Raw genomic sequence first — 11,155 nt, 5'->3', positions numbered from 1 at the left:
CAAGATAATACAAAAATAAAAGAATAAAATAATACTTAATTGATTGACATGTTTGTACGAGAGTCCTTTGCATGAGTACTTTGTAAATGCTAGCTGCATCCAATCAATTACTATGGTCTATGATTGGCTTATTGCTAACGATGGGTGGTACCTTTTTAGAAGCTTATGTCGCCACCTCACCGTTGAGTTGGAGTCAATATGGAATTCATGCTTTTTCTCTGGGTGTCACCTATCAAATTGGCGGGGTGCTGCTAGCCGGTTGTTTAGGAGGCAAAAATGCTGGTGCACTATCGCAAATTGCGTATTTAGTAATGGGGTTAACATTGTTACCAGTATTTGCTGATGGTGGTGGCATTGGTTATGTTAAAGTATCCCAGTTTGGTTATTTGCTCGGTTTTATCCCTGGAGCGTGGATTTGTGGCTTTTTCGCATTTAAAGCTAGACCTCGACTAGAAACTCTGGCCTTTAGTTGCTTTTGTGGCTTGTTAACTGTCCACTTGTGCGGTATTACTTATTTGATACTCAGCTATGTTTTTCAATGGAAAGGAACAGAAACTCTGTCTTTAATGCAAGCTATGCTTAGATACTCCTGGTTTGCACTCCCTGGACAACTAGCCGTTGTTTGTGCTGTCGTCGTAATAGCATACGTGCTGCGCCACCTGATGTTTTACTAGTCATGAGTCCACAGTCAACAGTCAGTAGTCCAGAGTTCTTTGACTAATGACTAATGACCCTTACGGGTATCTCCTATGCCTGCACGACGCCTGCGGCGAACGGAGACGCTGAGCGCAAAGCGCACGTACTCGCGTTCGCGTTCGCCCTCTGGGCGTGCGCTTGCGCTTACGCCAGTCGCCGTGAGAGCGGGAGATCCTCCTGCTGCGCTGGCTCACTAATGACTAGTGACTAATGAGTAATGACTAATTCACCATGAGTGTAAAAAATCTTCTCTTCTGGATTGCTGCCTTTTTAGCTTTTCTCTTAGATCAACTGACAAAGTACTGGGTGGTGCAAACCTTTAACTCAGGACAGACACAAGCCCTGTTACCGGGAATCTTTCACTTTACCTACGTTACCAACACTGGTGCAGCCTTTAGTTTGTTAACAGGGAAGGTAGAGTGGTTACGCTGGCTATCTTTAGGAGTGAGTTTAGCATTGATAGCACTGGCATGGTTTACAGTGTTGCATTTTTGGGATCAACTAGGCTATGGCTTAATTTTAGGGGGAGCGATCGGTAATGGCATTGACCGATTTGTTCATGGCTACGTGGTTGATTTTCTGGATTTTCGACTCATTAACTTTCCAGTTTTTAACTTAGCAGATGTCTTTATTAATATTGGTATTATTTGCCTACTGATTGCTACCTTTCAAAAGACTCCCGCTTCGCATCGTAGATCACGATAACAAGTCAAAGAATTCCGAATTCCGAATTCCGAATGCAATGAGTGGGGACAACAAAATCCCAAGTTGACTCCCGGCTTTAAACTGTTGACAACTTCTTTGGTGAAACCAAAAAATAAAAAGTCCGTATGAACGGACTTTCTGTTTTTAACGCTAGACTCTCGTCTGAGGGCATTGATTATTTAAGAGACGACACTTAGCCAAGCGTAAGACTACTTCTTTACTCCGCCTGTGCTGGGCTATTTTCGCGTACCAGACCCTGGAGAACCAGAGGGAGTTGTAGTGCCAGGATTAGCAGGGTTACCAGCAGGGGGTGGGGCGATTTCATTTGTACCCCCGGGAGTGTTGGTAGTGCCGGGGTCAGCAGGTGCTAAACCTGGTGTTGCCGTACCGCCAGGGGTACTCTTAGAAGGTTTCTTTTTTGTTTCAGTACTGCTATCAGAAGGGCTTGATGTAGATGCTGAGCCTTCTTGACAGCGGGAGTTCAAAGGGTAATCGTTGCAAAACTTTTTCTTATTTACCCTTGGTGAAAGTTTGATTTCCCCCGATGATCCAGAGGATGAACCTCCGCTAGATTGACCTATCAGGAATTTGGCTGACTCGGCAACAGCAACGTTGCTGGTTAAAGCTAGAGTTAGTGCTGCACCGATAAGGGTCAAATATTTTCCGTTCATATTACTTAACCTCAACACCTCAACGGAGTACTTCCGCTCATTAAACCAAAATATGAGCTTTTAAAAAATCATCCTAAAAGAAGATATGTATTCTTGCTTTTAAAATTCTTATATGTTAACAAAATAGGGTTTTTCTATTTACTTTTATAAAATGTTTGGTAACAAAAGTCTATATCGCAAGTCTCAACATCACATTTGGGAAACAGAGTAAAGTAGACAAAATAACCACTACAAAGCAAGAAGAAAATTCCTGCGATTCTATTAAAAATGTGACAAAATTAACAACAGAAGTCTAGTTATTGTATATATTTTTTTGAAGTATCAAATTGAATCGGGAACCATTTCATGCCACCAACGTCTTCGTAGGCTTATGATTACAATGGTGGAATACTAGCATCGAGATTGCAATGCGCCCGATTCCTTACCAATAAATGTGGTGTAAATAGCCGATGAGTTCCCCCCAACCGCCTCAAAAGCCACAAACTTTGCTTGGTCAAATAACTCAAGCAGTACAAACAATTCAAGCGAGAGTCGATTTCTCGAAACTAGCACTCAAACCAAACGCCAAGGTACCAGAGCTATTGGTGCAGGATGCAGGGGCGGATAAGGCGGAGGTGTATCCGTTGTTGGGCGATCGCTACATGCTAGGTCGCAGTTCCAAATCCTGCGATATTGTTGTCCGTAACCCAGTTGTCAGCCAAATTCACCTGTCTCTTTCACGAGATTCTGCGAAAAGAGAATCTGTTTTCGTCATTAAAGATGAAAACTCCACAAATGGCATTTATCGGGGTAAGCGTCGCGTCAATTCTTTAGAGTTACGTCACGGCGATATTCTCACTCTCGGACCTCCAGAACTCGCCGCCTCAGTCAGACTGCAATACATCGATCCACCTCCTTGGTATCTCAGAGTAGCAACTTGGGCAGCTTACGGGGTGGGTGGAGCCACCGCTCTCATGGCTCTGGTTATTGGCGTAGAATCGCTGAAAGTTTCTGTCAAACCTTTACCTGGAGCGACGCGAGCACCAGTGGTTGTTTACGCTCGTGATGGAGTCACCAAGTTACGTGAGCCTCGGACGACTTCTCATATAGACATGAAGCAGTTGAAGGACTTTGGTCCTTTCTTGCCCACCGCAGTCGTTGCTTCTGAAGATAGCCGTTATTACTGGCACTTTGGAGTTGACCCGCTAGGGATTTTACGAGCCGTATTGATAAATAGCAAGAGCGGTGATATTCAGCAAGGAGCTAGTACAGTTACCCAGCAAGTTGCGAGGAGTTTGTTCCGCGATTATGTTGGCAGACAGGATTCTTTTGGTCGTAAATTCCGAGAAGCGGTTGTCGCCCTGAAATTAGAAACGTTTTACAGCAAAGATTATGTTTTACTTACTTATTTAAATCGGGTTTTCTTAGGAGCAGATACCTCTGGTTTCGAGGATGCTTCTCGATATTACTTTGACAAGTCAGCAAAAGAGTTAACTCTGTCAGAGGCAGCAACGCTGGTGGCAATTTTACCTGCTCCTAACGGCTTCGATTTTTGTGGACGAGATAGCCAGAATAAGCTCACAACCATTGAGTACCGCAATCGTGTATTGAAGCGGATGCTAGAGATGGGCAAAATCAAACAAGATGAGTATAACCGAGCGAGGCGATCGCCCATTGAAATCAGCTCCAAAGTTTGCGACCAACAGTTAAAAACGACTGCTCCTTATTTTTACAGTTATGTGTTTCAAGAACTAGAAGCCATTTTGGGAAAAGAACTGGCAACAGAAGGGAACTTTATTATTGAAACTCAGCTAGATCCAGCAATTCAAAAACAAGCGGAAGAAGCATTGCGTAAACATATTAGCAACGCAGGCTCATCTTTTGGTTTTTCCCAAGGAGCAATGCTGACACTTGATTCCAGCAATGGAGCTATTCTTGCAATGATCGGAGGCAAGGATTATAAATCAAGCCAGTTTAATCGTGCGGTTCAGGCAAAAAGACAACCAGGTTCCACCTTCAAAGTTTTTACCTACACAACTGCTATTGAGCAAGGCATTTCACCTGGAAATTCATATTCCTGCTCCCCTTTTCGTTGGAAAGGCTTTACCTACAAACCATGTCGTACAAGCGCAGGTAGCTTGGATCTCGCCACAGGGCTAGCATTATCTGAAAACCCTGTTGCATTGAGGATTGCCAAAGAAGTAGGGCTAGATAAAATCGTGACAACGGCGAAACGATTAGGAGTGAAGTCAGATCTAGACCCAGTTCCTGGTTTAGTGTTAGGTCAAAGCGTCGTAAATGTCATGGAAATGACAGGTGCATTTGCCGCTATTGGTAATGGAGGTGTGTGGAATCGTCCACATGCAATTAGTCGGATTCTAGATAGCAGTGATTGTCGCGACCGAAACGACTTAAAAACTTGCCGTGTGATGTACTCCTACGACCAAGATCCCGAAGCCAACAAACGAGTACTGCCAATCAACATTGCTGATACAATGATTCGTCTTTTGCGCGGTGTTGTTACAAACGGTACTGGACGCAGTGCTGCTATCGGACTGGGGGAAGCAGGTAAAACTGGTACAACAGATAAAAACGTTGACTTGTGGTTTATTGGCTTTATTCCTAGTCGGCGGCTAGCAACTGGTATTTGGTTGGGCAACGACAATAATGCCCCCACATCTGGCAGTAGCGCTCAAGCTGCTGAGTTATGGGGAAATTACATGGGCAAAATTACAAAATAAATGGAGTCAGAACAGAGAATTTACCAATCTTTGGAGAGAAAATTATTTCCTCGTTCCTGACTCCTAATAACAATCTACCGATATCCTCGCCAAGGAAGAACCTCCAGGCTACCGTCAGGCTTAAACATCACCTGGTAATGTGCTAGAGGTTCTTTATTATTTGGAGGAGCCAAGTTTGAGCCGTAGACATCTTGAAACATCTTAGGAAGGGGTGTTGCCCGATAATAGTCAACGGCTGGTTGGTTGAGTGGTTCGTAGTCAGCAATAACGCCATCTTTAGTAACCGCTACTCGGTATCTCAAATCTCGTGCAAAGGCAGAAGAAGTACTCCAATTTTGACGGATAGTGTTATAAAGCTTTTGGTTCAAATCCTTAACTGCGTTGGGGTCTGTAATTTTTGTACCAACAACATCTGGTGTCTTGGTGTATCCCCGCCAAGGGCTAACCTGTAGCACGCCTGCTTTTGTAAAGACTACTCTATATTGGGCGATCGCTTCATTACCACTAGAAGTGCGGTTTGCCGGATTAGAAAGTAGGTTTGCTAAAGGAGTGTTCTCCACTGCATCATTTGCTTGCTTATTGACTGCTTTGTATCCAACAATTCCACCATCTGCACCCACTCCCACACGAAAGACTAAATCCTCATTCAGTCCTGAGCGCTTTGCCCAACGTGGATTAATTTGGTTATATAATTCACGGTTCAAGGCACGCAGTTGAGATGCTTCGGTAATTTCTCCAGATGTATTTAAAAGTACTTCTAAATCCTTGACAACAGGCGCTGCACCCGGTGTGGGAGTTGCTGCAGTAGAATTTAATACTACTGAGGAAGAAGCTGTTGTGGGTGTGAATCTAGGATTTGCGGCTATCTGTTCATTAGCAGTTGGAGTAGGAGTGATAGATGCTGTTGCAGGACTATTAACATTAGTAGTTCTATTGACATCTTGCTGTGTGTTCAGTTGCGGCGAACGAACTTGCGGAGTTGGAATCATGGTAAAAGCAACTGCTGCTGCTGCCAAACTCGTCACTCCCACACTCGCAGGCACTGCCTGCTTGATCACAGCTTGACTGACACCGCCATGACGTCTGGCAACTGGTTGTAATTGTAATGTTAATTCTGGTAAAGTTTGGCTGTCTGCGAAAAACTGGTCTATTGCTTCCACTAAATCGAAAAACTGCACCGTGTTCAAATCGACTTGTATTCGCCGGTTTCCATTGTTGGAGTAAGACTCCATTTCATCTGCTGCATCGGAATGCACAATTAATCTATGTTGGTTATTGCCAATTTTTTGGAACTGCACTAACTCAGACTCAGAGTTATGCGCTTCGGCATGTGGCACACTACTCAGAAATTCCTGGGCATATGCACTGACTCCCCTAACCAAACTTTCAAAAAATTCTCGCCCTCCACTCAGTGGTCTAGTGTAGCCAGATAGATAGCATTCTGCATTTACCAATATAGATAATTCTGGGCGCAGTTCCTGAAAATGTGCCGCTCTTGAGGCATCACTTAAACCCTCTAGCAGTAGTGTGCAATTAGGTAAACTATACTTACGTTGAATATTCATTCCACCTCACCATCAAAAAGACTAATCCAGAATCGCTGCATTCCAGCTGTACCAGTACAAAATAATAATTGTTCCAACAAACTTATAGCTAGCTCATCTAATTTTTCATCGGAATTTAAGGCTAAAACACCAGAACGTCGAGAATTCATTCGGCTCTTAAAGTGGCTTCTAAAGCGCTCTAGATAGTTAGATAGACGTAAATTCTGTTCCAGTGGAAGCTGTTTTTCAACCATTTGTTGATGTATCGCCAGCAACTGGCGAATGACAACAGTTAACCGTCGCGCAATGTAGCAACCAATGACCACCAAAGCTTTGGCTTCCATGATAGACAGAGGACGGCGGATGTGTGCTCGTCGCATGGGGTTGGTGCTACGCATTCGCCATAAATTGACTCGGTTTTTAACAATTCCTTTAAGATCCAACTCTTCAGCAAATGCCAAAATAGCTTCAGAGCCACCAAGCTCTAAAGCTTCAATTGCCAGTAGTATAAGATCTATTTGCAACCGAGCTCTACGGGGACATCCCTGTCCTTCAACCACAGGTTCGGGTAAAGAGTCCAGAATCATCGGCACAGACTGGGGAGTTGGACTGTTAATTGGTGTGATACTAGCAGAAATATTCATTATAGATACCATTAACGGTTGCAACAAACTGAGTAAAACTAATTTAAAATAGATGACCAATCAAAAAAATCAGACTGATCGCATTATTAGCAAGTTTGCCTGATACATACATTACTTACTCTTTTGACACAAAGGTTTCCGCATTGCTTTTGATTAAAGTTTATAAACTTTAAGTTTTCTTAGCTCACTCGTTAATATCGTTATATCCTTAGCTTGGTGTAGATTCCAATAATCGTCAATGGATAGACTTTTTCGAGGTCTCATACCAAGCGTATGACATTTTAGTGTACGATTTTTCCGGTACATACCTCCTGTTGAACCGAGAGCTTGCAATCGGGCGATAGTGGTTGTAGGTTGTACTGCTGGAACTAAAACTTTTTCTCTATTTTATGAATTTAAAGTCTCTGATTCGTGACATTCCTGATTTTCCTAAACCGGGAATTTTATTTCGCGATATCACTACGCTACTGCGCGATCCAGAGGGACTGCGCTACACGATTGACCTGTTTGCACACAAGGTAAAAGATGCTGGACTGAGACCAGAATACGTGGTGGGAATAGAGTCACGGGGCTTTATTGTTGGCGCACCGCTTGCTTATCAGTTAGGAACTGGCTTTATTCCTGTCCGTAAACCTGGTAAGTTACCAGCAGCAGTTCACTCAATTGAGTACGCACTGGAATACGGTACTGACGGTTTAGAAGTCCACCAAGACGCTTTGCATCCAGGAAGCCGAGTTTTGATTATAGACGACTTGCTCGCAACTGGTGGAACTGCAGGTGCAACAGCAAAATTAGTCGAAAAAATTGGCTGCAAACTTGAAGGTTTTGGGTTTATCATCGAGCTACAGGATTTACAAGGACGAAAACATCTGCCAGATGTGCCCATCCTCACCCTTGTAGAATACTAGTACAAGAAGGCAGGAGGCTCAATTGGGAGCTATGCTGAAGGCGCAAAACTTAACACATAAAGTTTTTGTGTCCTTCTAACAAAACAGATGACTTCCGCCTTAATGTACTACTAAGTTAATAGTCTAGATTCCAAAATATTTTTGACTATTAACTCTTGACCCTTGACTGTTGACCCTTGACCCTTGACTAATGACTACTACACGAATTTCCTTGGATGCAAGTCGTGACTGGCTTTTGAAGTTAGTCACCAGTGAGAGTTTTATTTATGTCATCAAGCGGGTATTGCAGGCGCTGTTGACTTTATTTTTAGCATCGGCGTTGTCGTTTATCATTATTCAACTTGCTCCAGGGGATTATGTAGATACGCTACGGCAAAACCCAAAGATTTCCCCAGAAAGAATTGAGGAACTCAGACGACAGTTTGGTCTGGATAAATCTTGGCCAGAGCAATTTGGACTTTGGGTGTGGCGAATCATAACACAGGGGGATTTTGGCACAAGTTTTGTTTATCAACGGTCGGTGGCGTCGTTGTTGTGGGAACGGATACCTGCCACTTTGTTGTTGGCAGTGTCTTCTTTGATTGTAACTTGGGCGATCGCCATCCCTTTGGGTATAGTCGCAGCTGTAAAACAAAATCAGTGGGTTGACCGGATTTTGCAGGTAATTAGCTATGCTGGACAAGGGTTTCCCAGTTTTATCACCGCCCTATTGTTGCTGATTTTTGCCCAAAACGCCTCACCAATCTTTCCAGTGGGTGACATGACTAGCATTAATCACACTGAACTCAACTGGTTTGGTCGAATTCTCGATATTGGCTGGCACATGATTTTACCCACTATTGCTTTAAGTGTCACCAGCTTTGCTGGCTTACAGCGTATTACTCGTGGTGAATTATTGGATGTCCTGCGTCAAGATTACATTCAAACAGCTCGTGCCAAAGGACTGCCAGAAAACCGTGTTATCTATGTTCATGCTCTGCGTAATGCAATCAACCCCTTGATTACTTTATTAGGTTTCGAGTTAGCAAGTTTATTGGGTGGTGCATTTATTGCGGAATTTTTCTTCAATTGGCCTGGTTTAGGAAGGTTGACTTTACAAGCGGTGCAGGCTCAAGATTTGTATTTGGTGATGGCAAGTTTGGTTATGAGCGCTGTGTTGCTCAGTGTTGGTAATTTGATTGCGGATTTGCTACTCAAGGCGAGTGATCCTCGCATTCGCTTAGAAAATCTCAATTAACTCATTTTAAATTCAAGCGACGGTACACTCGTATTCACTGTCCTTAGTCATTAGTCATAGCTATGACTAATGACTAGTGACTAATAACTGATAACTATGTTTTCTGAAGTCTATTATCTTGTACGGTCGAAAGCTAACGGTGATTATCTTACCGCTCGTCCCAACGCCGAAGCTAATGGTTATTTACTGTTGTTTCGCGAACATTTTGATGCCCTCAGCTACCTCAATACTCATGCTGGTGAGGTGGCAAACCGCTTTGCTGTAGAGTTTGTTCCTGGTTCTCAAGTAGGAGGTTTGCTCAAACGTTGGGGTTTTAGTGGCGTGGGTATTGTTTCTGACCCATTATTACCAAAAATTGAATTTTTGCAACAAAGCTAAACCGCAGATAAAATTTCTCTGCGGTTCAAAATCTAAAATGCCTAAACAGATACTTTCTCCAATATCAATTTAGAACGCTTCACTTGCTCAGGGACAGAAACTGGATAGTCTCCTGTGAAGCAAGCGGAACAGAAGCTTTCTGGATCTTCTCGTGTTGACTGTAGCATTCCTTCTCTGGTGAGATAGGCCAGACTATCTACTTCTAGTAACTTGGCAATATCTTCTACTGAACTGGTAGCAGCAATGAGTTGGTCTTGGGTATCAGTATCAATACCATAAAAGCAGGGGTGAGTCACTGGTGGAGAAGAAATTCGCATATGCACTTCCAGTGCACCTGCTTCACGCAAGGTTTTAACTAACTTACGGCTAGTAGTTCCCCGCACAATGGAATCATCTACAATAATGACTCGTTTACCAAATAACACATCTTTGAGGGGGTTGAGTTTCATGCGGATACCCGACTCTCGCATACTCTGTGTCGGCTGGATAAAAGTACGTCCAACGTAACGATTCTTAATCAATCCTTCAGCATAAGGAATGCCAGAAGCTTGAGAGTAGCCTATAGCAGCGGGAATTCCAGAATCAGGGACACCAATCACCAAATCAGCATCAGCTGGAGATTCTTTAGCCAGTCGCCGTCCTATACGCATCCGATAGCTGTACAAACTCTCGTCATGCATGACGCTATCAGGACGAGCAAAGTAAATCATCTCAAAAATGCACAGCTTTCTCTTGGACTTTTGACTCCATTGAAAGGAAGTTAAACCCTCTTCAGTAATCCAAACTAGCTCACCTGGTTCCACATCTCGCAGGTATTGCGCACCAATGATGTCTAAACCACAAGTTTCAGAGGAGAGAACATAGCGAACTGGATTATCACCCAAGGTACCAATCACAAGGGGACGAATGCCATTGGGGTCGCGAACCCCCATAATACCCTTTGATGTACCAATAACTAAACTAAAAGCTCCCTGACAACGGTGAAAAGCCCGCATGCAGCCCTCTTGCCAATCTGCACCAGCGTTGATTTCTTCAGCAATGGCAAAAGCAATCATTTCTGAGTCAGTGCTGCTAACTAAGTTGCAGTTGTTCTTCAACAACTCCTCGCGTAGCGCCACTGTATTGACTAAATTACCATTATGTGCCAGCGCGACAGAACCCAAGCGAGTTTCGACAACAGCAGGTTGAGCATTCACTTTGCGGCTAGAACCAGTGGTTGAATAACGAGTGTGACCAACAGCTAAAGTTCCAGGCAAATTTCGCAAGGTAGATTCATTAAAGACTTGGGACACCAACCCCATGTCTTTGTGTAAGTTGACTTGTTCACCCTCAAATGTGGCAATACCAGCCGATTCTTGACCCCGGTGCTGGAGGGCGTACAATCCAAAGTACGTTAGTTTGGCAACGTCTTCTCCTGGTGCATAAACACCAAAAACACCGCAAGCTTCTTCTGGCTTATCTGGACGATTTTCATGGTCGTTGGCTGAGTTCGGGGGCAATTGAGAGTCATCCAAAGAGTCGGGTTGGCAGGAAATCATGGCAGGTGTGCTCCTGATGAGGATGTCAAGTCGCAAAAAATATATCTAAGGATAGTTGCAGACAAATCTTAAAATTTCTTAACCATCCATTAACACAGTATCGCAATTATGCCT

The 11,155-nt window shown here is 43.6% G+C and carries 10 protein-coding genes; 6 read left to right on the top strand and 4 right to left on the bottom strand.

Features of this window, described 5'->3' with window-relative positions:
* Positions 1-86 precede the first annotated feature (86 nt).
* Complete coding sequence (locus DP116_RS00915; RefSeq protein WP_169153373.1) at positions 87-674, top strand: biotin transporter BioY; 588 nt, start codon at positions 87-89, stop codon at positions 672-674.
* Positions 675-927: 253 nt separating this feature from the next.
* Positions 928-1,401, top strand: coding sequence for a signal peptidase II (lspA, locus tag DP116_RS00910; protein WP_169153372.1), 474 nt, complete (start codon positions 928-930; stop codon positions 1,399-1,401).
* A 236-nt stretch (positions 1,402-1,637) separates the two neighbouring features.
* On the opposite strand, the gene DP116_RS00905 is transcribed toward lspA, so the two are convergent.
* A complete protein-coding gene (locus DP116_RS00905; RefSeq protein WP_169153371.1) occupies positions 1,638-2,072 on the bottom strand; it encodes a hypothetical protein in 435 nt (144 codons plus the stop codon).
* Between the two features lie 449 nt (positions 2,073-2,521).
* Between DP116_RS00905 and DP116_RS00900 the strand changes: the two genes are divergently transcribed.
* A complete protein-coding gene (locus DP116_RS00900; RefSeq protein ID WP_169153370.1) occupies positions 2,522-4,792 on the top strand; it encodes a transglycosylase domain-containing protein in 2,271 nt (756 codons plus the stop codon).
* Between the two features lie 74 nt (positions 4,793-4,866).
* Here the strand turns inward: DP116_RS00900 and DP116_RS00895 are convergent, their stop codons facing one another.
* Together DP116_RS00895 and DP116_RS00890 are read right to left on the bottom strand one after the other, a co-directional pair.
* Positions 4,867-6,357, bottom strand: coding sequence for a DUF4335 domain-containing protein (locus DP116_RS00895; RefSeq protein WP_169153369.1), 1,491 nt, complete (start codon positions 6,355-6,357; stop codon positions 4,867-4,869).
* Positions 6,354-6,980 (bottom strand): DUF3038 domain-containing protein, encoded by a 627-nt coding sequence (locus DP116_RS00890; RefSeq protein ID WP_169153368.1) that lies wholly within the window; start codon positions 6,978-6,980, stop codon positions 6,354-6,356. The genes DP116_RS00895 and DP116_RS00890 overlap by 4 nt, the downstream gene beginning before the upstream one ends.
* Before the next feature lie 389 nt (positions 6,981-7,369).
* On the opposite strand from DP116_RS00890, the gene DP116_RS00885 reads away from it, so the two are divergent.
* The 3 genes from DP116_RS00885 to DP116_RS00875 all read left to right on the top strand — a co-directional run bounded on the left by DP116_RS00885 (position 7,370) and on the right by DP116_RS00875 (position 9,503).
* Positions 7,370-7,888: an adenine phosphoribosyltransferase gene (locus DP116_RS00885; protein ID WP_169153367.1), complete on the top strand. Its 519-nt coding sequence runs from the start codon at positions 7,370-7,372 to the stop codon at positions 7,886-7,888.
* Between the two features lie 190 nt (positions 7,889-8,078).
* Positions 8,079-9,125 (top strand): ABC transporter permease, encoded by a 1,047-nt coding sequence (locus DP116_RS00880; protein WP_169153366.1) that lies wholly within the window; start codon positions 8,079-8,081, stop codon positions 9,123-9,125.
* Positions 9,126-9,221: 96 nt separating this feature from the next.
* Positions 9,222-9,503, top strand: coding sequence for a hypothetical protein (locus tag DP116_RS00875; protein ID WP_169153365.1), 282 nt, complete (start codon positions 9,222-9,224; stop codon positions 9,501-9,503).
* Between the two features lie 41 nt (positions 9,504-9,544).
* Here DP116_RS00875 and purF read toward each other — a convergent pair whose 3' ends face one another.
* Positions 9,545-11,041 carry an amidophosphoribosyltransferase gene (purF, locus tag DP116_RS00870; protein ID WP_169153364.1) on the bottom strand — a complete coding sequence of 499 codons (1,497 nt, stop codon included), beginning with the start codon at positions 11,039-11,041 and terminating at the stop codon, positions 9,545-9,547.
* Positions 11,042-11,155 lie beyond the last annotated feature (114 nt).

This window comes from Brasilonema bromeliae SPC951, from assembly GCF_012912135.1.
GTDB lineage: Bacteria > Cyanobacteriota > Cyanobacteriia > Cyanobacteriales > Nostocaceae > Brasilonema > Brasilonema bromeliae.
Note: the sequence above shows the minus strand (reverse complement) of the source record. Positions and strands in the feature narration are given on the sequence as shown.

Coding starts and splice junctions, on each gene's coding strand:
- DP116_RS00915 (WP_169153373.1), top strand. CDS start 87: ATGCTAGCTGCATCCAATCAATTACTATGGTCTATGATTGGCTTATTG.
- DP116_RS00885 (WP_169153367.1), top strand. CDS start 7,370: ATGAATTTAAAGTCTCTGATTCGTGACATTCCTGATTTTCCTAAACCG.
- DP116_RS00905 (WP_169153371.1), bottom strand. CDS start 2,072: ATGAACGGAAAATATTTGACCCTTATCGGTGCAGCACTAACTCTAGCT.
- purF (WP_169153364.1), bottom strand. CDS start 11,041: ATGATTTCCTGCCAACCCGACTCTTTGGATGACTCTCAATTGCCCCCG.
- DP116_RS00895 (WP_169153369.1), bottom strand. CDS start 6,357: ATGAATATTCAACGTAAGTATAGTTTACCTAATTGCACACTACTGCTA.
- DP116_RS00875 (WP_169153365.1), top strand. CDS start 9,222: ATGTTTTCTGAAGTCTATTATCTTGTACGGTCGAAAGCTAACGGTGAT.
- DP116_RS00900 (WP_169153370.1), top strand. CDS start 2,522: ATGAGTTCCCCCCAACCGCCTCAAAAGCCACAAACTTTGCTTGGTCAA.
- DP116_RS00890 (WP_169153368.1), bottom strand. CDS start 6,980: ATGAATATTTCTGCTAGTATCACACCAATTAACAGTCCAACTCCCCAG.
- DP116_RS00880 (WP_169153366.1), top strand. CDS start 8,079: ATGACTACTACACGAATTTCCTTGGATGCAAGTCGTGACTGGCTTTTG.
- lspA (WP_169153372.1), top strand. CDS start 928: ATGAGTGTAAAAAATCTTCTCTTCTGGATTGCTGCCTTTTTAGCTTTT.